20 protein-coding genes are annotated in these 23,884 nt (G+C 45.1%); 18 read left to right on the forward strand and 2 right to left on the reverse strand.

What is annotated here, in order from left to right; genetic code table 11:
* The first annotated feature begins 403 nt into the window (after positions 1 to 403).
* The 17 genes from rpsB (at position 404) to tilS (ending at position 20,267) form a co-directional block, all read left to right on the forward strand.
* Positions 404 to 1,135, forward strand: a complete 732-nt coding sequence (gene rpsB, locus ACXAFM_RS13805; RefSeq protein ID WP_015066407.1) for a 30S ribosomal protein S2 — start codon at positions 404 to 406, stop codon at positions 1,133 to 1,135.
* Positions 1,136 to 1,256: 121 nt separating this feature from the next.
* On the forward strand, positions 1,257 to 2,129 hold the full coding sequence (gene tsf, locus ACXAFM_RS13810) for a translation elongation factor Ts (protein WP_012517564.1): 873 nt from the start codon (positions 1,257 to 1,259) through the stop codon (positions 2,127 to 2,129).
* 238 nt (positions 2,130 to 2,367) lie between these two features.
* On the forward strand, positions 2,368 to 3,105 hold the full coding sequence (pyrH, locus tag ACXAFM_RS13815; protein ID WP_069943865.1) for a UMP kinase: 738 nt from the start codon (positions 2,368 to 2,370) through the stop codon (positions 3,103 to 3,105).
* A 23-nt stretch (positions 3,106 to 3,128) separates the two neighbouring features.
* Positions 3,129 to 3,686: a ribosome recycling factor gene (gene frr / locus ACXAFM_RS13820; RefSeq protein WP_014948555.1), complete on the forward strand. Its 558-nt coding sequence runs from the start codon at positions 3,129 to 3,131 to the stop codon at positions 3,684 to 3,686.
* A gap of 9 nt (positions 3,687 to 3,695) precedes the next feature.
* Positions 3,696 to 4,478, forward strand: a complete 783-nt coding sequence (gene uppS / locus ACXAFM_RS13825) for a polyprenyl diphosphate synthase (RefSeq protein WP_474830419.1) — start codon at positions 3,696 to 3,698, stop codon at positions 4,476 to 4,478.
* A gap of 54 nt (positions 4,479 to 4,532) precedes the next feature.
* Positions 4,533 to 5,396 carry a phosphatidate cytidylyltransferase gene (locus ACXAFM_RS13830; RefSeq protein ID WP_474830421.1) on the forward strand — a complete coding sequence of 288 codons (864 nt, stop codon included), beginning with the start codon at positions 4,533 to 4,535 and terminating at the stop codon, positions 5,394 to 5,396.
* Positions 5,396 to 6,583 (forward strand): 1-deoxy-D-xylulose-5-phosphate reductoisomerase, encoded by a 1,188-nt coding sequence (gene ispC / locus ACXAFM_RS13835; RefSeq protein ID WP_474830424.1) that lies wholly within the window; start codon positions 5,396 to 5,398, stop codon positions 6,581 to 6,583. The genes ACXAFM_RS13830 and ispC overlap by 1 nt, the downstream gene beginning before the upstream one ends.
* The gene (rseP, locus tag ACXAFM_RS13840) at positions 6,577 to 7,929 is read left to right on the forward strand and encodes a sigma E protease regulator RseP (protein ID WP_474830425.1); all 1,353 of its coding nucleotides are present in this window, start codon (positions 6,577 to 6,579) and stop codon (positions 7,927 to 7,929) included. The genes ispC and rseP overlap by 7 nt, the downstream gene beginning before the upstream one ends.
* 58 nt (positions 7,930 to 7,987) lie before the next feature.
* Positions 7,988 to 10,465 carry an outer membrane protein assembly factor BamA gene (gene bamA, locus ACXAFM_RS13845; protein WP_474830427.1) on the forward strand — a complete coding sequence of 826 codons (2,478 nt, stop codon included), beginning with the start codon at positions 7,988 to 7,990 and terminating at the stop codon, positions 10,463 to 10,465.
* 60 nt (positions 10,466 to 10,525) lie between these two features.
* Entirely contained in the window at positions 10,526 to 11,041 is a 516-nt protein-coding gene (locus ACXAFM_RS13850; RefSeq protein ID WP_012517573.1) for an OmpH family outer membrane protein, read from the forward strand.
* 195 nt (positions 11,042 to 11,236) lie between these two features.
* Positions 11,237 to 11,686 (forward strand): 3-hydroxyacyl-ACP dehydratase FabZ, encoded by a 450-nt coding sequence (gene fabZ, locus ACXAFM_RS13855; RefSeq protein WP_118490056.1) that lies wholly within the window; start codon positions 11,237 to 11,239, stop codon positions 11,684 to 11,686.
* Position 11,687: 1 nt separating this feature from the next.
* Complete coding sequence (gene lpxA, locus ACXAFM_RS13860) at positions 11,688 to 12,458, forward strand: acyl-ACP--UDP-N-acetylglucosamine O-acyltransferase (protein ID WP_474830430.1); 771 nt, start codon at positions 11,688 to 11,690, stop codon at positions 12,456 to 12,458.
* A 2-nt stretch (positions 12,459 to 12,460) separates the two neighbouring features.
* Positions 12,461 to 13,609: a lipid-A-disaccharide synthase gene (gene lpxB, locus ACXAFM_RS13865; RefSeq protein WP_474830432.1), complete on the forward strand. Its 1,149-nt coding sequence runs from the start codon at positions 12,461 to 12,463 to the stop codon at positions 13,607 to 13,609.
* Entirely contained in the window at positions 13,602 to 14,174 is a 573-nt protein-coding gene (gene rnhB / locus ACXAFM_RS13870) for a ribonuclease HII (RefSeq protein WP_474830434.1), read from the forward strand. Before lpxB ends, rnhB begins: the two co-directional genes overlap by 8 nt.
* A gap of 4 nt (positions 14,175 to 14,178) precedes the next feature.
* Positions 14,179 to 17,643, forward strand: a complete 3,465-nt coding sequence (gene dnaE / locus ACXAFM_RS13875) for a DNA polymerase III subunit alpha (RefSeq protein ID WP_474830436.1) — start codon at positions 14,179 to 14,181, stop codon at positions 17,641 to 17,643.
* A 68-nt stretch (positions 17,644 to 17,711) separates the two neighbouring features.
* On the forward strand, positions 17,712 to 18,668 hold the full coding sequence (gene accA, locus ACXAFM_RS13880) for an acetyl-CoA carboxylase carboxyl transferase subunit alpha (RefSeq protein ID WP_012517579.1): 957 nt from the start codon (positions 17,712 to 17,714) through the stop codon (positions 18,666 to 18,668).
* Positions 18,669 to 18,941: 273 nt separating this feature from the next.
* Positions 18,942 to 20,267 (forward strand): tRNA lysidine(34) synthetase TilS, encoded by a 1,326-nt coding sequence (gene tilS, locus ACXAFM_RS13885; protein ID WP_474830439.1) that lies wholly within the window; start codon positions 18,942 to 18,944, stop codon positions 20,265 to 20,267.
* A gap of 121 nt (positions 20,268 to 20,388) precedes the next feature.
* On the opposite strand, the gene ACXAFM_RS13890 is transcribed toward tilS, so the two are convergent.
* Positions 20,389 to 21,288: a GGDEF domain-containing protein gene (locus ACXAFM_RS13890; protein ID WP_474830442.1), complete on the reverse strand. Its 900-nt coding sequence runs from the start codon at positions 21,286 to 21,288 to the stop codon at positions 20,389 to 20,391.
* A 267-nt stretch (positions 21,289 to 21,555) separates the two neighbouring features.
* On the opposite strand from ACXAFM_RS13890, the gene ACXAFM_RS13895 reads away from it, so the two are divergent.
* Entirely contained in the window at positions 21,556 to 23,523 is a 1,968-nt protein-coding gene (locus ACXAFM_RS13895; protein ID WP_474830444.1) for a monovalent cation:proton antiporter family protein, read from the forward strand.
* Between the two features lie 70 nt (positions 23,524 to 23,593).
* Here ACXAFM_RS13895 and ACXAFM_RS13900 read toward each other — a convergent pair whose 3' ends face one another.
* On the reverse strand, positions 23,594 to 23,821 hold the full coding sequence (locus ACXAFM_RS13900) for a hypothetical protein (protein ID WP_474830446.1): 228 nt from the start codon (positions 23,819 to 23,821) through the stop codon (positions 23,594 to 23,596).
* Positions 23,822 to 23,884: the final 63 nt, after the last annotated feature.

Consider the following 23,884-nt stretch of genomic DNA (forward strand, 5'->3'; position numbering starts at 1 on the left):
TCAAATCGTTTGAAACTAGTTTGGTGAAGAATTTAAATTACTTACGCAGTATAACACTATTCAGGTCATTCTTAGTAAGGTGCTGATATTCATGGTTTTTAAATGGTGATTTCCAAGGCTGATAGCAATGGGGTGGGTCGTTTTAATAAAGGTTGGCAAAAATACTTAAAAGCCTGGCTTTTTAACGCTAAAACTTGAGGCTGTGGTGGTATTGTGATATAAAGCGCGCGCCCTGACGGAAAGCTCATTTTGCTATGTGCAACAAGCACCGTTTTAGAGGGTAAATTTATTTTATTAAAACACACATATACCGACACTTCGTATCGGGGTGTTCAGTTCAACGTAGGTTGGCCTGAATCGATACAAGGGGTATATGGAGGCCTAACCCCAAGAGGAAAATAAAATGGCTAATGTTTCTATGCGTGACATGCTGAAAGCAGGTGTGCATTTCGGTCACCAAACTCGTTACTGGAACCCAAAGATGAAGCCTTTCATCTTCGGTGCTCGTAATAAAGTTCATATCATCAACCTTGAAAAAACGGTTCCACTTTTCAACAACGCACTTAACTACCTTTCAGGTGTTGCGTCTAAGAAAGGTAAAATCCTTTTCGTTGGTACTAAGCGCGCCGCTGGCGAAGCAGTAAAAGATGCTGCTCTTAAGTGCGACCAGTACTACGTAAACAAGCGTTGGTTAGGTGGTATGCTGACTAACTGGAAAACAGTACGTCAGTCAATCAAGCGTCTTAAAGATCTAGAGCAACAAGCTCAAGACGGTACGTTTGAGAAGCTAACTAAGAAAGAAGCACTTATGCTTCAGCGCGAAATGGACAAGCTTGAAAACAGCCTTGGCGGTATCAAAGACATGGGCGGTCTTCCAGACGCAATCTTTGTTATCGACGCAGATCACGAGCACATTGCTGTAACAGAAGCTCGTAACCTAGGTATTCCTGTTGTTGGTGTTGTCGATACTAACTCTAACCCAGACGGTGTTGATTACATCATCCCTGGTAACGACGATGCTATCCGCGCTATCCAACTTTACTTGGATGCTGCTGCAAACGCTATCAACTCAGGTCGCGAAAGCAACCTTGAAGTACAAGCTGAGCAAGACGACTTCGTAGAAGCGGCAGAGTAATTCTGATTGCTTACTGTCATATCTAGATAATATGGCGGTACTACAATACGAAATGTATTGAGAGGGGCGATATCGCCCCTTTTACCTAACGAATTTATATTTAATGCTGAGGAATTGAAAAATGGCAGTGACTGCAGCACTAGTTAAAGAACTGCGCGAACGTACTGGCGCAGGTATGCTGGATTGTAAAAAAGCCCTGGTTGAAACGGATGGTGACATTGAGTTAGCCATTGAAAATATGCGTAAATCAGGCCAAGCGAAAGCGGCTAAAAAAGCAGGTCGTATCGCAGCTGAAGGTGTTATCCTTACTAAAGTTGAAGGTGGTCGCGCGACCATGCTTGAACTAAACTGTGAAACTGACTTCGTAGCACGTGACGAAGGATTCCTTAAGTTCGGTAACGAGCTTCTAGAAGTAGCAGCGGCTAACAACATCAACGACATCGACGCACTTAACGATGCAGAACTTAATGGTTCTAAAGTAAGCGAAGTTCGTGACGCACTTGTTGCTAAAATCGGTGAAAACATCTCTCCTCGTCGCGTTATCAACGTTGAAGGCGACACGCTAGGTGCATACGTACACGGCGGCCGTATTGGTGTTATCTCTATCCTTACTGGCGGCGACGAAGAGCTAGCAAAAGACGTAGCAATGCACGTTGCAGCTGCTAGCCCGCAGTTTGTTAAGCCAGAGAATGTTCCGGCTGAAGTTGTAGAGAAAGAGAAAGAAATCCAAATCGAAATCGCTATTCAGTCTGGTAAGCCAGCTGAAATTGCTGAGAAAATGGTTGCAGGCCGCATGAAGAAGTTCACTGGCGAAGTGAGCTTGACTGGTCAGCCTTTCGTTAAAGATCCTTCAATTTCTGTTGCTGAGCTTCTTAAGAACAACAGCGCAGACGTAATCAACTTCGTACGTTTCGAAGTTGGTGAAGGTATCGAGAAGAAGACTGAAGACTTCGCTGCTGAAGTAGCTGCTCAAATGGAAGCTGCTAAGAAATAATTGAGCGTTTATCTTTTGCATTACGCAATAGTTAGATAAACTACAAAGCACCTCTTAGGAGGTGCTTTTTTATAGCTGCATATCTTTAGTATTGCTAATGCAGTGCGCAAGTGTGAAGCTAGGCGAGTAACAAGCGTGCGCCTGCCAAACAAACGAAAGCGCTTTGTCCTATGTTTTTTACGGTAATGCTTTATTGAAAGACATAGGACAAAACGGGTTTACGAGGACAATTCAAACTATGAGTATCACACCAAAATCAGCATATCGACGCATTCTGTTAAAGCTTAGTGGTGAAGCCCTAATGGGCGAAGAAGGCTTTGGCATAGACCCTAAAGTGTTAGATAGAATGGCACAAGAAATTAAAGAGCTGGTTGAACTTGGTGTTCAAGTTGGACTTGTTATCGGTGGTGGTAACTTGTTCCGTGGCGAAGGCCTAGCAAAAGCGGGAATGAACCGTGTTGTTGGCGACCACATGGGCATGCTGGCTACGGTAATGAACGGCCTAGCTATGCGCGACGCGCTTCATCGTGCATTTGTAAACGCGCGTATGATGTCTGCTATCCCACTAAACGGCGTGTGCGATGCTTACAACTGGGCAGAAGCTATTAGCCTTCTTAAGTCGGGCCGCGTTGTTATCTTTTCTGCCGGTACTGGCAACCCTTTCTTCACTACCGACTCTGCGGCGTGCTTACGCGGTATCGAAATTGAAGCCGATGCTGTGCTTAAAGCCACTAAAGTAGACGGCGTATACAGTGATGACCCAGTAAAAAATCCTGAAGCGACATTGTATGATCAATTGTCTTACCAGGAAGTACTAGAAAAAGAATTAAAAGTAATGGACTTGTCAGCTTTCACTCTAGCACGAGATCACAGCTTACCAATTCGCGTATTCAACATGAATAAGCCGGGTTGCCTTAAGCGTGTTGTGATGGGTGAAAAAGAAGGTACCGTCATTTGCCACGCTGACAACGATTAATTAAGAACAATAGGATACAAAACGTGATTGATGAAATTGAATTAGATGCGCAAGAGCGCATGGAAAAAAGCCTAGTTTCTCTAAAAGGCCAATTCAGCAAAATCCGCACTGGTCGTGCGCATCCAAGCCTTCTAGATGGCATCATGGTACCTTATTACGGTGTAGACACGCCGCTAAAGCAAGTCGCTAACGTCGTTGCGGAAGACAGCCGTACTCTAGCGTTAACTGTATTTGATAAAAGCGCTATCCAAGCAGTTGAAAAAGCGATTATGCAGTCTGACCTAGGGTTGAACCCAATGAGTGCGGGCGGTTCAATTCGCATTCCTCTTCCGCCGCTTACAGAAGAGCGTCGTAAAGACCTTATCCGCGTTGTACGCAACGAAGCGGAAGGTGGTCGTGTTGCTATCCGCAATATTCGTCGCGACGCTAACGGTGACATCAAAGATCTTCTAAAAGAAAAAGAAATCAGTGAAGATGAGAGCCGTGCAGCGGAAGAGAACATTCAATCTATTACTAACGATTTCATTAAGAAAGTTGACAGCATGCTTGCTGACAAAGAAAAAGAACTAATGGAAGTATAAGTAAGTATTATGATTGGAAAGCGTTTAAGCGCAGCCAAATCGAAAAAAGCCGAGGTGCCAGCAGAGTCTGCTGGCCCGAAGCATGTTGCAATCATTATGGATGGCAATGGTCGATGGGCGCAAAAGAAAGGGAAAATTCGTACCTTCGGTCACAAAGCCGGGGTAGAGTCTGTACGTTCTGTTGTGCGCTTTGCACGTCAAAACGGTATCGAATCACTAACGCTATTCGCGTTTTCAAGTGAAAACTGGAAACGTCCTGAGGAAGAAGTCAGCGTCCTTATGGAGTTGTTTAATCTCGTCCTCAATAGTGAAGCAAAACGCTTACACAAAAATGGTGTACGCTTGCAGGTTATTGGTGATGTTGAGGCTTTCGACGCCAAGCTAGTCGAAAAAATTCGCAAAGCCGAAGACATGACTAAAGACAACAAAGATTTGGTCTTAAATATCGCAGCAAACTATGGCGGTAGATGGGACATCGTAAATGCGGCCAAGCAACTCGCATCGCAGGTGAAAAGCGGCGAGCTTGATGTAGATAACATCAGTGAAGAAGCTCTTGGTTCGCACATTTCTACAGCTAACCTTCCAGAGTTAGATCTTCTTATTCGCACTGGTGGCGAGCACCGAATTAGTAATTTCTTACTATGGCAGTGTGCTTATGCCGAATTGTATTTCACCGATGTACTATGGCCCGACTTCAATGAAGACGTGTTTCAATTGGCCGTAGACGATTTCAATGTTCGTCAACGTAGATTCGGTTTAACCGGTGAACAGGTAGTCACGGCCGATGGTTAATACCATACAGGCAATTATCAGGCTAGCCCTGGTAACCAACGCCAAGGGCAAATTATGCTAAAACAACGAATAATAACTGCATTAATTCTCGCGCCGCTGGCGCTCTACGCCATTCTTTTTCTTCCTATTTTCTGGTTTGAAATTGCCATAGCCGGTGTTGTCGGCATTGGTGCCTACGAGTGGGCGAATATGTCAGGCGTGTGTGAACGCCCTAAAAAGCTTATCTATATGGCGGGAGCATTTGCCATATGTATCGCCTTATCATTTACCGTCGATGCCAGTACCATTTGGTATCAAGGGCAATTACACGGTTTATACCGCGCTATACTAACGGTTGCTGTTCTATGGTGGATAGCCTCTTTATTTATGGTGCTTGCTTATCCTAAATATTCTAAGTTTTGGAAAGACAGTCGCAGCGTTAGAACCCTATTTGGAGCACTTACGCTTATTCCAACATGGGTAGCAGTTGTTGCACTTCGTACGAGCTTGCACGATGTTGACTCGTTTTACGGTGCTTCACTCATATTCTATGTGCTGGGGATCGTTTGGGCTGCAGATATAGGCGCATTTTTCGTGGGCGTGAAATTCGGACGCCACAAGCTGCGGCCTAACGTATCGCCAGGTAAAAGTTTAGAAGGCTTATTAGGTGGTATTGCAGCCTCGTTTGCTATTATCGCTTTTGCGGCTCTTCACTATCAGGTAGAACCTTCACGTATTTGGCTTCACCTTGCTATTGGCGGCATAACTGTGGCTGTTTCTGCTCTTGGTGATTTGAACGAAAGCATGCTGAAGCGTTGTGCCGGAATTAAAGATAGCGGCAAAATCCTTCCTGGACACGGTGGTGTGCTCGATAGAATCGACAGTTTAACTGCGGCATTCCCTGTTTTTGCGTTCTGCTATGTAACTTGGATGGCGTAATGCAAACAGTAACAGTGTTAGGGGCCACAGGCTCCATTGGTTGTAATACACTCGACGTAATAAATCGCCACCCAGATAAATACCGCGTATTTGCTATCACCGGCAACTCGCAGCTTGAATTGCTTATGGAGCAGGCCCAGAAATGCGCGCCGCGCTACGTGGTAATTGCTGATGAAGCTAATTACAAACTAGCCTGCGAGTTGGCGTCCCAATATGGTGTGGATGCAGAAATTCTTGCTGGTGCAAATGCGCTGGAAGAAGTGTCAAGCGCGCCTGAAGTTGATGCTGTAATGGCAGCCATCGTTGGTGCAGCAGGGCTTTTGCCCACACTGGCAGCAGTAAAAGCGGGTAAACGGGTTTTGCTTGCCAATAAAGAAGCGTTAGTCATGTCTGGTGCCTTATTTATTGAGGCGGCGAACCAAAGCGGTGCTGAAATCCTTCCTATCGACAGCGAACACAACGCCATATTCCAGTGTCTCCCGCACGATTATGAATATGGTAACTTTGCAGCATCTGGCATTCGTAAAATTCTGTTAACGGGTTCAGGTGGTCCGTTTAGAGAAAGGCCGCTTGATAGCTTCTCGTCAATTACAATCGATGAAGCCAGTACACACCCTAACTGGTCGATGGGCAGAAAAATTACAATCGACTCTGCAACTATGATGAACAAGGGGCTGGAGTTCATTGAAGCTTGTTGGTTGTTCGGTGCTGGTGCAGATGATATTGATGTGGTTATTCACCCGCAAAGTATTATTCATTCTATGGTGCAATATGTTGATGGCTCGGTGATCGCACAAATGGGCAATCCTGACATGCGTACCCCTATTGCTTATGGTTTGGCGCATCCTGAGCGCATTGAAGCGGGTGTGACGCCCCTCGATTTTTCTGACATTGCCAATTTCAGTTTTCAGACCCCTTGTTTTGAGCGTTACCCTAATTTGAAATTGGCTATTGATGCATGTAAGGAAGGGCAATGTGCAACGACAAGAGTCAATGCGTCAAATGAAGTGGCTGTAGATGCTTTTTTAGAGGGCAAAATTCAGTTTTGCGATATTGCCAAAGTGAATGACGCCACGCTTAATGCTATGCCCTATGTGTCGGTGAATTCTATTCAGCAAATACTAGAGCAAGACAGCTTAGCTAGAGCAAAAGCTAACGAGATTATTCGAGGTAAATTCCAGTGCTAGCATTTTTATGGAGCCTTGGTGCATTCATTGTTGCTTTAGGTATTTTAGTTGCCGTACACGAATGGGGGCACTTTTACGTTGCTCGCAAATGCGGTGTACAGGTAGAGCGTTTCTCAATTGGATTTGGCAAACCGATTTGGCGCAAGCTAAGCAAGTCTGGCACCGAATATGTTATCGCTATGATTCCGCTCGGTGGCTACGTGCGCATGCTCGATGGACGTATTGATGACGTACCGCCGGAGTTAGAAGATAAAGCCTTCAACAATAAACCCGTATTGCAGCGCATGGCGGTTATTGCGGCAGGTCCTGGCGTTAACTTTATTTTTGCGTTTTTCGCATTGTGGTTGATGTACTTGGTCGGCTTAGAAACTGTGAAACCTGTGGTGAAAAGCGTTGAACCAGAGAGCATCGCTGCACTTGCTGGCGTGCAAGCGGGTGATGAAATCATTAAAGTAGGCAACAGGGTTACGCCTGATTGGGAAGCCGTTAATTTAGAAATCGTCTCTAATATTGGTGCTGAAAAAGCGGCTGTTACGGTTAAAAATTCATCAAATGTCGAAAAAGAACTGACTTTTACATTAGGTTCTTGGAACTTTGACCCAGATAGCGAGTCTCCTTTAAGCAGCTTAGGGTTAACCCCTTATCGACCAGATGCAACGCTAACCGTTGGATTTGTTGGAGAGGAAAGTGCAGCGCAGGAAGCGGGGTTAAAACCCGGTGATAAACTAATTGCGTTAAATGGCACTAAGTTGTCATCGTGGGAACGTCTAGTTGACGTTATTGTTGAAAGTCCTGGTGAGCGAATCTCGCTCGATATAGAAAGGGATGGACAGCCTCTTACATTAGATGCCACGATAGCGCGCCGTGATACACCACAAGGGCAAAGTGGGTATTTAGGTGTGAGCCCGACATTCGAGCCTTGGCCTGAAGGGTATGTGTTTACTCATCAATATGGCATTATAGAGGCCATTGGGAAGGCGCTTGATAAAACGTGGCGCCTGATGACACTCAGTGTCGAAATGATAGGAAAGCTCATCACAGGCGACGTGTCGGTGAAGAATTTGAGTGGTCCTATCTCAATTGCTCAAGGTGCGGGAACAAGTGCTGGGTATGGACTTGCGTACTTTTTGAGTTTTCTTGCCTTAATAAGCGTAAATTTAGGCATAATAAATTTATTACCCTTGCCCATGCTTGACGGTGGTCACCTCATGTTTTTTATCGTGGAGTGGATCACAGGCAAACCTGTGCCTGAAGCGGTACAGGAATGGGGTTACAGAATAGGTGGCGTGCTTCTGTTTATGATCATGGGTATCGCAATTTTTAACGATATCGCTCGCATAACCTGATACAAATCAGGAAGTACAAAACAGCTAATACAAAACGCGGCCAGGAAAAGAAAAATAGATGAAGTTAAAACAGTTAGTAGCAGCCGGAGCCATTCTTTCCAGTGCTAGCTTTGCCAATGCTGCGGCGCAAGACAGTGAATTTGTCGTTGAAGACATTCGCGTAGAAGGTTTGCAACGAGTTGCACTTGGTGCAGCTTTAACCTACTTGCCCGTTCAAGTTGGCGACGAGCTTAATACATTCAGGGTAACGCAGCTTATTCGCTCGTTGTACTCTTCAACACACTTTGAAAATGTTGAAATTCTTCGTGATGGCAATACGCTTGTCGTGCGTGTCGCTGAGCGTCCTACCATTAGTAATATCATCTTTGAAGGCAACGATGATATTAAAGATGAGCAACTTCAGGAAAGCTTAGACGGAAACGGCGTTCGTATTGGTGAGCCGCTCGATAAGACCGTACTAACCTCTATCGAGAATGGCCTGAAAGACTTCTTTTACAGCATAGGTAAATATAATGCTGACGTGACGGCTATTATAACGCCGTTACCGCGTAACCGTGTTGACTTGAAATTACTTTTCGAAGAAGGCGACGCGGCTGAAATTGAACAAATCAATATTGTAGGTAACGAAATCTTCTCAGACGAAGAGCTGATGGATGCTTTTGAGCTACAATACGACACGCCTTGGTGGGATTTCCTGTCGGAAACTCGCTACCAGCAGCAAACGTTGCAAGGGGACATGGAAACGCTGCGTAACCATTACTTAAACCGTGGTTACCTACGATTTAACGTTGACTCTACACAAGTGTCGATGACCCCTGAAAAGTCGGGTATCTACATTGCTATGAACGTATCAGAAGGTGAGCAATACACCATTTCTGAAGTGGAGCTGGTGGGTGATGTACTTGGCCATGAAGAATACATCGAGCGCGTACTGCCGCTGACAGTAGGTGAGCTATACAACCAAGCGGAAGTTACCTATACAGAAGAGTTTATCAGTAAATATCTTGGGCGCTTTGGTTATGCTTATCCAACGGTAACCACCGTACCTGAAATTAATGACGAAGATAAAACGGTTAAGTTGACACTATCTGTAGACCCAGGTAAGCGCATTTACGTTAACCGTATTAAGTTTAACGGTAACGTGGTAACCGCCGATAGCGTTCTGCGTCAAAACGTGAGTCAAATGGAAGGCACCTGGCTTTCGAATAACTTACTGGAGTCTTCTAAGAACCAACTTTCTCGTCTTACCTACATGGAAGAAGTAGAGTTTGAAACTGTACGTATTCCAGGCTCTGAAGATAAGGTTGATGTTAACTATAATGTTAAAGAGCAGCCTTCGGGCTCGTTTAACGCAGGTATCGGTTACGGTGACAGAACCAAGTTAAGCTTACAGGCGGGTATCCAACAAGATAATTTCTTGGGTACAGGTAAACGCGTTGGTCTTAACCTAAGTACGGTTTCGTATCAGCGCAGTGCGCAAATCACCTATAACGACCCTTACTTTACTATTGATGGTATCAGCTTGGGTGGAAGCATTGGTTATAGCGAGTTCGACGGCTCTGACTTTAATGTAATTCAGTACAACTCTAAGCGTTGGTCAATCGGTGCTAATATTGGTTATCCAATTAACGAGTTTAACCGTATTAATTTTGGTTTGACCTACAGTAACGTCGAGCTATTTAACCGTGGCTATTACGAGCAAACTGAGCAATTCTACAACCAGTTTACAAACGGTGAAGACCCTGATGCTGCAATTAAGTACGATAGCTACCTAGCCAGTGTAAGCTGGAGCAGAAGCACGCTTAACCGTGGTCTATTCCCAACAGCAGGTTCTTCTCAACGTGCGTCAGTTAGTATTACTACGCCAAACTCAGACGTTAACTACTTTAAAACTGTATTCGATGGTAAATGGTATTTCCCGTTATCACGTGATCAACGCTGGTCATTCTTAACCCGTATTCGTCTTGGCTATGGTAATGGTTATGGCGATATAAACGGCAATGAACAAATTCTACCGTTTACTGAAAACTTCACCGCAGGTGGTGCAGACTCACTGCGCGGGTTTGAGAATAATACGGTTGGTCCTCGTGGTATCTTCCTTGGTAACACTGGCACCATAACAGGCCCAGATGGTGAAGTATTCCCAGCAGACCCAGCTGATGCAGCACTTTCATGGTCGACGCGAAGCCTAGGTGGTAACGCTATGGCTCTGGGTGGCGTTGAGCTAATTGTTCCTACGCCATTTGTTGAAGAAGATATGGATAACTCTGTTCGCACAAGTTTGTTTGTGGATGTGGGTAACGTGTGGGATACTGAGTTCGATTATGACTATTACCGTCAGTTTGACATAGCGACTACTCAACGTGGTGAGCTATTGGACTATTCTGACTGGAGTCTGTATCGTAGCTCGGCGGGTATATCGGTTCAGTGGATATCACCGATGGGCCCGATGGTATTCAGCTTCTCGAAAGCGATACAGCAGCGTGATGGTGACGATGCGAGATTCTTCACTTTCAATATTGGTCAAACTTTCTAAGACATTAAAGCGAGCGCGTTTGAACCGCGCTCTATAATAAGATTCAAAAAGGAGTTCCCTTTGAAACAGTTGGTTAAACATATCGTTGCAGGAGCAATGTTGGGTAGCGCTTTAGTAAGTACATCTGTAATGGCAGAACAGAAAGTGGCTGTTGTTGATGTGCAAGGTATTTTTCAAGCGATGCCTCAAGCGGCTGAGATTCAAAATGCTATTCAAGCTGAGTTTAAAGACCAGCTAGAAGAAGTGAATCAACTACAGCGCGACGGTCAGTTCTACGCAGAGCGTCTTCAGCGTGACGCAGCAACAATGAGCGACACAGAGAAGAAAGAACTAGAACAAAAGATCTTGTCAGTACGTGAAGAGCTATCTAAGAAAGGTCAGCCTTTACAACAGAACATTCAACGTCGCAGCAATGAAGAGCGTAACAAGTTGCTTGGCCTTATCAAGCAAGCTATCGATTCTGTTGCAGCGAAGCAAGGTTACGACCTAGTGCTCAATGCTGGTGCAGTAGCATTTGCTAAAGAAGAGCACGACTTGTCTGAACAAGTACTTCAGCAAGTAAGTAAAACTAACTAATAACTGACCTCGTCAGTTATAAAATTTGTCAGACCAACCCCGTCAAAGGTGTTGGTCTGATTTGTTTTTCGCACTTAACAGCGTATGGTTGCCGCCGTTTTTTAGTTTTTACGGCGAGTTTGACCCAAGTACCAATGTATCATCTGTATTGGTATGAAATAGTATAAGGTCATGCTTGTATACAGGAGAAAGTTTTTGGCCAATTCACTTAATACCATCGAAATCCAGGAAATATTGGAACTGCTACCACACAGATATCCTTTCCTACTTGTTGATCGTGTTACTGATTATGTTCTGGGTGAGTCTGTAAAGGCTTACAAAAATATTACGATCAATGAGCCATGTTTCATGGGGCATTTCCCTGGACAGCCAATTTTTCCGGGTGTTTTAATTCTAGAAGCTATGGCGCAAGCTGCCGGTGTTCTAGGTTTTAAGACCATGGGCAACAATGATAAGTTATACTTGTATGCAGGAATTGATAACGCACGCTTTAAACGTCCAGTTGTTCCGGGTGATAAGCTTGAGTTTGATGTTGCTCTGGTAAAAGAGCGCAGAGGGATTTGGAAATTTAAAGGTACTGCAAGTGTCGATGGCGATATTGCTTGTAGTGCAGAGTTTATGTGTGCGATGAGAGAGATAGCGTAACGTGATCCATCCTACTGCGGTAATTTCAGAAAGTGCAAAAATTGGTGAAAATGTCACTATAGGTCCATTTTGTGTGGTAGACGACAACGTCACCATCGGCGATGGCTGTATTCTGAAATCACATGTGGTGGTACGCGGCCCAACGCGTATCGGTAAAAACAATAAGTTTTATCAGTTTTCTTCTATCGGTGAAGACTGCCAAGATAAAAAATATGCTGGCGAACCTACTGAACTTGTTATCGGCGATGACAACGAATTCAGAGAAGGGGTAACCGTCCACCGAGGCACTATCCAAGACAACAGCATCACGATTATTGGCTCTCGTGGTTTATTTATGGCTAATGCACACATTGCCCATGACTGTGTACTCGGTGACGATATAATTATTGCAAATAACGTTGCGGTTGCAGGTCACGTTCATATTGACGATTTCGTTATTGTTGGTGGCGCTACAGGTATTCATCAGTTTTGCAAAATTGGGGCGCATGCCTTTTTAGGCGCTGGTGGTATTATTCTAAGAGATGTGCCTCCATTTGTTATGGTAAGTGGCCAGAAGAATATTCCTCAGGGAATAAACTCTGAAGGCTTAAAGCGCCGTGGTTTCTCAAAAGAGGAAGTGCTAGAGATAAAACGTGCATATAAAGCAATTTATCGCGAAGGCAATACCATCGATGAAGCGTTAGAAAAGTTAGTGAAACCAGCGGATGAATTCAATGGTGTAGCACTTATGGTGAAGTTCCTACAGAACTCCAAGCGAGGCATTATTCGCTAATTATGTCTAAACCAATTCGTATCGGCATGGTTGCCGGAGAGCCCTCTGGTGACATCCTTGCCGCCGGAATGGTCGCAGAGTTAAAGCGCCAATATCCTGATGCAATTATCGAAGGTATTGGCGGTCCAAACATGATAAACGCAGGTTTCCACAGTCTCTTTGATATGGAAACCTTGTCGGTTATGGGGCTTGTGGAAGTCCTATCCCACCTTCCAGCCATCTTAAAAGTTAAAAAGCAGCTTCTTGCTCATTTTGAGCAAAATCCGCCAGATATTTTCGTAGGTATTGACGCGCCTGATTTTAATTTGAGAGTAGAGAAAGCCCTCAAAGCCCGCGGCATCAAAACCATGCACTATGTAAGCCCTACGGTGTGGGCATGGCGTGAGAAACGTATTCACAAAATAGCGAAAGCGGCTAATCGCGTATTGGGTTTATTTCCTTTCGAACAGCAGGTTTACGATAAATATAACGTTCCCTACACCTTTGTGGGGCATACCATGGCTGACGCTATAGCAATTGAGCCCGACCAAAATGCGGCAAGGCAGGCTTTAGGTGTAGATAGTCAAGCTCATGTATTGGCTGTACTACCCGGCTCACGAAGAGGCGAAGTGGATACATTACTTCCCGTGTTTCTGAAAACTATCGTAGCTATTCATGCTAAACGCAGCGACATTCAATTTCTTATCCCTGCGGCAAATGAGCATCGTCTTTCGCAAATTAAAGCACTCTTGCTTGAAGCTGATAATGCTGAAGCACGCTTACCCATTCAGGTAACCCAAGGCACTTCTCGTGATGCTATGATAGCAAGCGATGTTATCTTGCTCGCATCAGGTACAGCGACGTTAGAAGCCATGTTGTGTAAGCGCCCAATGGTAGCCGCTTATTTACTCGCGCCGCTTACCTACAAAATCATGCAGCGCTTGTACAAAGCGCCGTACTTTACGTTGCCAAACCTCTTAGCTGACGAGGCAATTATTCCTGAATTACTTCAAGACGAGGTAAACGCAGAGAATATGAGCAATCAGTTACTTAACTTCTTCGAAAGTGATAATTCTGCGCTTATTTCCCGTTTCACCGATCTCCACCATACGCTAAAATGCAATGCTGATAAAACAGCAGCAAAAGCTGTCGTGGAGGAATTGTTTGCATAAGTTAATTGCCGGTGTTGATGAAGTAGGGCGTGGCCCATTGGTAGGTGATGTGGTCACTGCTGCGGTTATACTAGACCCAGAAAACCCCATTGAAGGGCTAACCGACTCTAAAAAGTTGAGTGAAAAGAAACGTGTAGCCCTTGCTCAAGAGATTCGTGAGAAGGCGCTTTACTGGAATATCGGTAGAGCAAGCCCTGAAGAAATAGACAAGCTAAATATACTGCACGCTACCATGCTCGCTATGATCCGCGCAGTGGAAGGTTTGCCTGTAAAACCTGACTTTGTGCGTGTAGACGGCAACCGCGTCCCAGCTTGGAACTTTGACTCTGAAGCGGTAGTGAAAGGTGACAGCCTACACGCTGAAATTTCAGCAGCATCAATCATTGCCAAAGTAGAGCGAGATAACGATATGATTTCGTTGCATGAGGCCTACCCACAATATAACTTTGCAGGGCACAAAGGTTACCCCACAAAAGCACATTTTGAAGCCATCGCTGAATATGGCATCTTAGATTGCTATCGCAAAAGTTTTAAACCCGTAAAAGCGCTACTCGAAGAGAAATAACATCATGTCATCGCCATTTATTCATTTACGTGTTCACAGCGACTTTTCGATGATGGACGGCCTGAATAAGGTTAAGCCTATTTTAGGGAAAGTGGCCGCGCTTGGCATGCCTGCCGTGGCAATCACAGACCAAATGAATATGTGTGGCTTGGTAAAATTCTATTCGGAGGCACATAATTTAGGTATCAAGCCCATAATTGGCACCGATTTTTGGGTGACTAATGAAGCTTTTGGCGATGAACCGTTCAGACTTACCCTCATTGCGATGAACAACGAAGGGTATAAGAATATTACTATTCTTATCTCCAAGGCTTACCTTCGCGGACACTTGGCGCACCGCGCAGTCATTGATCAAGCATGGTTAGCAGAGCATAGCGAAGGCGTTATTGTTTTATCGGGCGCACAGCACGGCGATATCGGCGTAGGTTTAATGAAAAATAACGCCAAGCTTCTTGAAGATGCGCTTGAGTTTTATCAAACCCATTTTCCCGACCGTTTTTATTTAGAGCTGATTAGAACCGGTAGACAAGGCGAAGAAGATTATTTACACCATGCCGTAGAGCTTGCTGAGCAGCGCGGTTTACCCGTGGTTGCCACTAATGAAGTATGCTTTATTGACCAAGAGGGTTTCGACGCGCACGAAATTCGTGTGTGTATTCACGATGGCTATACGTTAGATGATAACCGTCGCCCTAAGCGCTACAGCGACCAGCAATATTTGCGCACTGCCGAGGAAATGGTTGAGCTATTTAGCGATATTCCAGAAGCCATAGAAAATACGGTTGAAATTGCCAAGCGCTGTAACGTTACTGTCCGGCTAAATGAATATTTCTTGCCACAGTTTCCAACCGGCGGTATGACCACCGAAGACTTCTTGGTTAAGGTGTCTGAGGAAGGCTTAGAAGAACGTCTAGAATTTCTATTCCCCGATGAAGAAGTGCGCAAGGCAAAACGCCCAGAGTACGATGACCGACTTCGCATTGAGCTTGAAGTTATCAACCAAATGGGGTTCCCGGGCTATTTCCTTATCGTTATGGAGTTTATCCAGTGGAGTAAAGATAACGGAATTCCGGTAGGGCCAGGGCGTGGTTCAGGTGCGGGCTCGCTCGTGGCCTATGCCTTAAAAATTACCGACCTAGATCCGCTTGAATTCGACTTGCTATTCGAACGTTTCCTGAACCCAGAACGTGTATCAATGCCTGATTTCGACGTCGACTTCTGTATGGATAGGCGAGATGAGGTAATTGATCACGTTGCAGAGCTCTACGGGCGACAAGCGGTATCTCAGATCATTACCTTCGGAACTATGGCGGCAAAAGCGGTAGTACGTGACGTGGGTCGAGTACTTGGTCACCCCTACGGTTTTGTAGACAGAATTTCAAAGCTAATACCACCTGACCCTGGCATGACGTTAGAAAAGGCGTTTAAAGCCGAACCTCAGCTGCCAGAAGTTTATGAAAGCGATGAGGAAGTGAAAGACCTTATCGATATGGCGCGTATTCTTGAAGGGGTCACCCGAAACGCGGGTAAACACGCCGGTGGTGTTGTTATTGCGCCAACCACTATTACTGATTTCTCGCCGCTGTATTGTGATGACGAAGGTAATAACCCGGTAACACAGTTTGACAAAAACGACGTTGAAACCGCTGGGCTTGTAAAATTTGACTTCCTAGGTCTTCGTACGCTGACGATCATTCAGTGGGCGATAGATATGATCAAGGAAGGGAAGAACGTTGACGTTGATATCAGCGCTATTCCGCTTGAAGATCCAAAGAGCTTTAGAACGTTACAAAACGCAGAGACCACAGCCGTATTCCAGCTGGAATCTCGCGGCATGAAAGAGCTGATTAAACGCCTTAAACCAGACTGTTTTGAAGATATCATCGCACTTGTGGCCCTATTCCGCCCAGGTCCATTGCAGTCAGGCATGGTAGATAACTTTATCGACCGTAAGCACGGACGTGAAGAAATTTCCTACCCAGACGCTGAATACCAGCATGAGTGTTTGCAAGAAATATTAGAGCCCACCTATGGCATTATCTTGTATCAGGAACAGGTAATGCAGATAGCTCAGGAAATGGCGGGCTACTCGCTGGGCGGCGCTGACTTACTACGTCGTGCGATGGGTAAGAAAAAGCCTGAAGAAATGGCGAAGCAGCGCGGTACCTTTGCTGAGGGTGCGAAGGGCAATAATATTGACCCAGACCTAGCAATGAAAATCTTCGACTTGGTGGAAAAGTTCGCAGGCTACGGCTTTAACAAATCTCACTCGGCAGCCTATGCCTTGGTGTCTTACCAAACCCTTTGGCTGAAAGTACATTATCCAGCGGAATTCATGGCTGCGGTAATGTCGGCGGATATGGATAACACCGATAAAATCGTGACGCTTGTCGATGAATGTGAGCGCATGGGTATCGAAATACTGCCGCCAGATTTAAACGCGGGCAAATACAAATTTACCGTGGATAGCGAAGGTCGCATTGTTTACGGTATCGGTGCGATTAAAGGGGTAGGTGAAGGCCCAATTGAAGCGATTATTGAAGCGCGGGAAACCCAAGGGGCATTTAAAGATCTTTTTGATTTCTGCGCCAAGATAGATATTAAGCGCGTAAACAAACGGGTACTTGAAAAGCTAGTGTTAGCGGGTGCAATGGATAACTTAGGTCCGCATCGCGCTAGTCTTATGGCGAGCTTACCCGAAGCCCTTGCCGCCGCTGGGCAGCACGCAAAAGCTGAGTCATTTGGTCAGTCAGATATGTTTGGCCTACTGACTACCGAGCCAGAAGACGTGAAGCAAGCATTTGCTGACGTGCCTGAATGGCCTGAGAAAGTGTGGCTAGAAGGTGAAAAAGATACCCTAGGCTTGTATTTAACAGGTCACCCCATCAATCAGTACGCTGAAGAACTACGTTACTATACTGACGGGCGTTTAGTTGATTTAAAACCAACGAACAAAGATCAAATGGCCAGTGCAGTAGGATTGGTGCTTGGCGTGCGTGTTATGACGAATAAACGTGGGCGCCGCTGGGCTATAGTGACACTGGATGATAAGAGTGCCAGAATAGACGTACGTTTTTTCCCCGATATGTACGAACAGTTCGAAAGTGTGTTAGAAACTGACAGAATATTGCTTATAAAGGGACAGGTCAGCTTTGATGATTTCTCTGGGGGCAATACAATCACCGCCCGTGATGTAATGGACATTGTTCAGGCACGAGAGAAAAACGCGAGAGCGCTGGCACTTAATATTGATACCCAGTTGCTTGAACCGAAGAAAATGAGTCAGATGCAATCTATCCTGCAGGCATTTAACGGTGGAAGTTGTCCTGTTCAGTTAGCGGTAACCCATCCAGACGCTGAAGTAACCTTGGCGTGTGGGGCAAGATGGTACGTTACCCCTGAAGACCAACTTTTGCACGATCTCAAACAATGTTTGGGAGACAAAGCCGTTTCAATTCTCTACCATTAAGGGCTAGAGTTCGATAGATTGGACATCTCGCGTTTGCATAGACGAGCGTAGTACGAATAGGACATGAAATGAGTATACAGTTTTTGGACTTTGAACAGCCAATAGCCGAACTAGAAGCAAAAATTGAAGAGCTTAGGTTGGTGAATCAAGGTGGCGAGTTTGACGTTGGTATTGAAGAAGAAATCAATAAGCTTCGCGGTAAAAGCGCAGAGCTGACTAAAAAGATCTTTTCTGATCTTGGCGCATGGCAAGTTTCTCAACTTGCACGTCACCCAATGCGTCCATACACGCTAGATTACATTCCTCGTATTTTTACAGAATTCGACGAGCTTGCTGGCGACCGCGCGTTTGCTGACGATAAAGCGATTGTTGGTGGCCCAGCAATGCTAGATGATCAGCCGGTGATGATTATTGGTCATCAGAAAGGGCGTGACACCAACGAAAAAATTAAGCGTAACTTCGGTATGCCTAAACCAGAAGGTTATCGTAAAGCATTACGTCTTATGAAGATGGCTGAGCGCTTTAACATGCCTATTATTACCTTCATCGACACGCCAGGGGCATACCCAGGTGTGGGCGCTGAAGAGCGCGGCCAAAGTGAAGCAATCGCGAAAAATTTATTCGAGATGGCTGAGCTTACTGTTCCAATCGTGTGTACCGTAATTGGTGAAGGTGGTTCAGGTGGTGCATTAGCTATTGGTGTTGGCGACCGCGTTAATATGCTTCAATATTCTACCTACTCTGTTATTTCACCGGAAGGTTGTGCGTCTATTTTGTGGAAAAGTGCAGAAAAAGCACCACTCGCTGCTGAAGCCATGGGGGTAAGTGCGCCACAAATTAAAGAACTGGGTCTAATTAACAGCATTGTTGAAGAGCCATTAGGCGGTGCGCATCGCGATCACAACGGCATGGCGGCTAATTTGAAAGCCGTGATTAAGCAGCAGCTTAATCAACTTAAAGAGCTTGATAAAACAAAGCTAATGGAAGAACGCTACGAGCGTTTAATGTCGTTCGGGTATTGCTAATTCTTGTTAGGGCTACGAGTTCGAAAACTGCGAATAGTCACGTTTTGATGCGAAGCGGTTTACGATTAGGCGAAGCGGTGTACGATTAGCAAAAATGCTTGTTGTAAACGTCTATTAAGCCTTTGCTTAGTTCATGTCGATTGAGATTAGTTCGAGAGGGTTGTTTACCATTGGTAACCAACCCTTTTGCGTTATTAGAAAACGAGTAATCAGCAGATACAAAGCTGAACCCTAATAAAACATAAAGTTGAAACAATAAGGTATTACTGGTCTGTGACCCCTCTACAATCCCCCACTATTGAACATATCGTCAACCGCATAGCCACGTCACTGACTAATGTAAAGCGACCACTTCAAACGCCACTCGTCGTTGCCTACAGCGGTGGTGTGGACTCCACCGTACTGCTTCAAGCCGTCGTCGCGTATAGGGAGCAGTTTGATAGCCCGATACATGCTGTACATGTACATCACGGTTTAAGCGAAAATGCGGATGACTGGGCCCGCCACTGTGAACTGCAGTGCCGTCTTGAAGATATTGAGTTTCATCAATATCGTGTTGCCGTTGATACCAGCTCTAGAAAGAGCTTAGAAGCTGAGGCGCGTAAAGTTCGATACAACGCACTATTAGAAGTATGTGAACAAATTGGCGGTGTACTGCTTTTGGGGCAACATGCCGAAGATCAGCTTGAAACCGTATTGCTTCAGCTTAAACGTGGTGCTGGCCCACAGGGCTTAGCAGGAATGGGCGAAGTGCAGTACCGGGGTGATACGCTAATAATGCGACCTATGCTAGCTCTTGAGAAAAGCGACATCATCGCTTATGCCGAAGAGGAAATGTTGCAGTGGATTGAGGATGAATCTAATCAGCAAAACAGCTTTGACAGGAATTTCTTAAGAAACGAGATAATACCTCATTTGCTTGAGCGGTGGCCCCAGTTAACTAAGACAGTGGGGCGAAGCGCAGAACTTTGTGCGGAGCAAAGTGGGCTAGTCAACGAATCAGCACAGCAACACTTTAAAAACTGTAAGCTTACTGATTTTAGGCTGGATGGACAAAAGCTTGCTGCATTATCTATCCCTTGGCAGGCTATGGTAATTCGTGCTTGGTTTAAAACGCAGGGGCAGCTTGCACCTTCAAAAGCGCAGACAGACCAAGTACTTGCTATGCTGGGGGCGAAACATGATGCTACCCCTGAAGTAAACTTTAAGTGGGGCCGGGTGATGCGGTTTGACCAAGATCTTTATTGGGTGGTAAACGATAACCACGAGATCCCGCAAAACTTTGAATTGGCGTTAGGTCAAGATATCCCTCTTTCTTGGTTACACGGTAACATTAGGGTCACATTATCAGACCAGAAAAATGGCGATAAGGTTTCTTTGCAAACCAATGCTCGCAACCTAAAAGTAAAGCCCGAAAATGCGAGCGTGTCTAAGCTGTTGAAAGAGTGGTTTAAAGTTTGGCGTGTACCGCGATGGGAGCGAAATAGTGTGCCGATCATTTTTCTAAACAAGCAGCCTGTCGCACTTATTGTTGAAGGGCGTTGTGTTTACCTGCAGCCGAAAGCGCCTGGTATAGCAATAGATTTTAAGCCTGATTAGGCCTTTATCTGCTGCCGCTTTTCTAGAAAATGATTAGCAAATCTGTTTGTGATGTGATGACGGCAACAAAGCGCAGATGCGGCATGCTTTTGCCGCATCTATTGAATAATAAATTATTAGGTTATGCCGCGTGATAGCTATTCTTACCAGAGTTTTTTACGCGATAGAGCGCATTGTCAGCACGGTCGAAAAGGCTGTTCATTGAGTCGCCATCTCGGTAAATTGCGCCACCAAGACTAGTTGATACACCCAAGCGAGATAAGTAGCTCGAACTATTTATACTCATCTGAATTCGCTGGGCGGCACATGCCAATTGCTGCTGTGTTTGACAGTCAAGTAAACAGCAGAATTCATCGCCGCCATAGCGAAAGGCTTCATCTTCATCGCGTAGCACATTTTCTAAATGTGTTGCCACATGCGCGAGCACCTTGTCGCCTTCGCCATGTCCAAAGTTGTCGTTTACATATTTGAAGTTATCTAGGTCGATAACTAGAAGTGCAAATGGCTCATCGTGGCGTTGCGCCCACCCTAGCTGTCTGGTCATAGATTGCTCAAATCCCGCACGATTGCCTAAACTCGTCAACACGTCTTTAGTTGCCATTTGCTGAACACGCATTAACGATAGAGCATGCTTTACCTGTTTTCCAAATAAATCATGTAGTTGGAATAAGCTTTCTCTTTGCGATAACGACAAGGGTGAACTAATGTAATAATAGACATGGGCTTGCTCGCCATTAACAGAGCGCGCCCCTTGTAGTGGTAAATCAATCAGCGTTGACGATACCTTTGCGTTACCGTAGACCCAACGAGAGTCGAAGTCAGATAAACTGAATCCGACAACAGGCAATAGCATATTAAGCTGCTGGAAATACACGCCTCCTAACTCTTGAAGTTCAAGCGTAGTCAGGAGCTGTGTTACAAAGCCCGATAATTCACTAAAAGAAAGTGATTTACCTGTGCTCTCAGCAGGATAAAAATTGTTGTGTTGTGTGCTATCGTAGACTGACGTTGAAAAATCCACAGTAGTGCCCCTATACAAAATGCGTTGATATGCCGCAGAAATGAAACCAGTGTCAAAGCTCTGACTTTTCTGTGGTCATAATCGCATTTTCGCTAAATTTATGACGATCACAGCGGCAAAACTTGCCGGATCTGCATTTATAAAGGGGAGTTGCAAACTAGATGCCAACAACATGGTTGTTGCGCTAATCTTTAGTTTTATGCGTAAAATCGAGTTAATTATTGCGCTTATTTAATAAAGAAAGTTGGTGTTACTCGAGGAGGTAAAGTGGGGACGAGTTTTTTAAATATAGTAATACTGATGTTTATATCGGTTTGCGCGGTCGCATTATTTAAACGGATTCATCTCCCACCTATCCTTGCTTATCTCTTTGCCGGTGTACTCGCTGGCCCACAGCTGCTATCTGTATTTGCTCACCCCGAAGAAATGCATTTATTGGCGGAAGTAGGTATTGTTTTTCTACTCTTTTCACTCGGTTTAGAATTCTCCCTTCCTAAATTGTTGGCTATGCGCTCTTTGGTGTTTGGTGTGGGATTGGGGCAAATGTTGTTTACTACAGCGATATTTACCTGCGTACCGCTTTTTTTGGGGGTCCCGATTAGTGCATCAATCATTATTGGTGGTACGCTGGCGCTAAGCTCTACCGCTATTGTTATAAAGCAAGCAACCGAAATGGGTATTCTCAATAACAGGCGAACACAACTCGCCGTCAGCATTTTGCTCTTTCAAGACTTAGCCGTGGTCCCGTTTCTTATCGCTATCCCTCTTTTAGCCCAAACAGGCGAGGTGAGTATTGCCCTTGCTCTAGGGAAAGCGCTTCTTAAAGGCGTGTTCGTTATTGCTTTTCTAATGTCAGTAGGTAAGTGGTTACTTCCATGGGTATTTCGAGAAGTTGCGAGAACTAGAACTGATGAGCTGTTCGTTCTGACCACTATTTTAATAGCCCTATTGGCCGGAGGGTTAACTTATTACTTCGGGCTGTCCATGGCGCTAGGTGCCTTCTTAGCTGGGATGATGTTAGGAGAAAGCCAATACAAATATCAACTTGAAGCTGACATCCGCCCGTTTCGCGATATTTTAATGGGCTTGTTCTTTGTAACCGTAGGTATGCAGTTAGAACTTACCGTGCTCTGGAACAGCTTGTTTGAAATCGTATTTGGCGTTTTTGCGTTAATGATAGTTAAAGTTATCTTGGTAAGAGCCGCATCCATGTTGGTCAAAACTGACGCCATTGACGGCTGGTCCGCAGGCGTAAAACTTTGCCAAATAGGGGAGTTTAGTTTCGTTATCGCAGCGCTTGCCACAACGCATGGCGTATTAACCACCGAGCAATCATCGCTAATAGTATGTATGGGGGTGATAAGTATGGCGTTAACGCCATGGCTTATGAACAACAGTGTGACTATCGCTAAACGCATTGTTAATAATGATATCTCCTTTGATGATAACGCTAGCTTTGGTAATGCCGGCCCGCTGACAAATCATGTCATTATTTGTGGGTTTGGACGGGTGGGACAGTCGGTAGCGCGCATGTTAAAAATGGAAGGCATTCATTTTGTCGCTATAGATATGGACCCTGTCAGAGTGCACGAAAGCCGAAATGCGGGTGAACCGGTGATTTTCGGCGATGCCAGTCAAAAAGATATTTTAAGCAATGCTAATGTAGAAAATGCAAAGCTTGTGCTTGTGACGTTTGATCAGGTCGATAAGGCGAAACAGGTGATTACGCAGACCCGAAGCATAACAAGCACTACAGATGTTATGGTTCGTACTAAACGAGACTACCAACTAGAGAGTTTGTACAGTGCAGGAGCCAACCAAGTGGTGCCTGAGTTACAAGAAGGCAGCCTAATGCTAGTGTCGCAGGTGTTGCATTATGCTGGCGTACCTATGTCACGTATCTTAAAGCGGGTGCGGGCCGAGCGAAAAGGTCGCTATGATCATATGCACGGCTTTTATCCTGGAGAAACTACAGAAATCACTTACGGGACGGAAGATAAACTAGAGTTTATTCATGCAGTAGTATTGTCTGAACATGCCTCTTGCATTGGAAAAGCAATAAAAGATATCGACTTCACACGAATGCGTGTGGCCATTAAAGGCTTAAGACGTAACGGTAATGAAGTTAAAGATCCAGACCAAGACGCTATTTTACAGGCCCATGATGTACTAGTCATCGCAGGTAAACCCCGACGAGTAGAGCGAGCTGAACGCAAACTCTTAGAAGGGAGTTGATGTTTTACTGCCAGCGCAGGATACGCTATTGACATAGGTTGCACTGGCAGAGAATATTATTTCACTAAACTTAAGCGACGCAGTCTTTCTCTAAATCGGCAAACTGCTTTTTTAGGTCGTAGCGCTCATCAGTAACAATTTTTTCGAGTACAGATACGCGCTCTTTCAAATCTGCAATTTCTTGTTTATACGCTTCAGTTTCTTTGTTACTAAGTTTCTTTTTGCTTTTGTCTTTCGCACTTTCGACAATGGTAACTAACGCCCAAGCACAAATGGCTACTATTGCAATCGCTGTCATGTTCACGGTGGTATCCCTCACAAATGGCTTTAAAAGAGTTTAGGTGAAAATGTGGTCAGTTGC

This window comes from Alteromonas sp. ABD4_190, from assembly GCF_056160105.1.

Excerpts from the sequence above, each read along its gene's own strand:
- rpsB (WP_015066407.1), top strand. The coding sequence starts at position 404 with ATGGCTAATGTTTCTATGCGTGACATGCTGAAAGCAGGTGTGCATTTC.
- tsf (WP_012517564.1), top strand. The coding sequence starts at position 1,257 with ATGGCAGTGACTGCAGCACTAGTTAAAGAACTGCGCGAACGTACTGGC.
- pyrH (WP_069943865.1), top strand. The coding sequence starts at position 2,368 with ATGAGTATCACACCAAAATCAGCATATCGACGCATTCTGTTAAAGCTT.
- uppS (WP_474830419.1), top strand. The coding sequence starts at position 3,696 with ATGATTGGAAAGCGTTTAAGCGCAGCCAAATCGAAAAAAGCCGAGGTG.
- ACXAFM_RS13830 (WP_474830421.1), top strand. The coding sequence starts at position 4,533 with ATGCTAAAACAACGAATAATAACTGCATTAATTCTCGCGCCGCTGGCG.
- ispC (WP_474830424.1), top strand. The coding sequence starts at position 5,396 with ATGCAAACAGTAACAGTGTTAGGGGCCACAGGCTCCATTGGTTGTAAT.
- bamA (WP_474830427.1), top strand. The coding sequence starts at position 7,988 with ATGAAGTTAAAACAGTTAGTAGCAGCCGGAGCCATTCTTTCCAGTGCT.
- lpxB (WP_474830432.1), top strand. The coding sequence starts at position 12,461 with ATGTCTAAACCAATTCGTATCGGCATGGTTGCCGGAGAGCCCTCTGGT.
- dnaE (WP_474830436.1), top strand. The coding sequence starts at position 14,179 with ATGTCATCGCCATTTATTCATTTACGTGTTCACAGCGACTTTTCGATG.
- accA (WP_012517579.1), top strand. The coding sequence starts at position 17,712 with ATGAGTATACAGTTTTTGGACTTTGAACAGCCAATAGCCGAACTAGAA.
- ACXAFM_RS13900 (WP_474830446.1), bottom strand. The coding sequence starts at position 23,821 with ATGACAGCGATTGCAATAGTAGCCATTTGTGCTTGGGCGTTAGTTACC.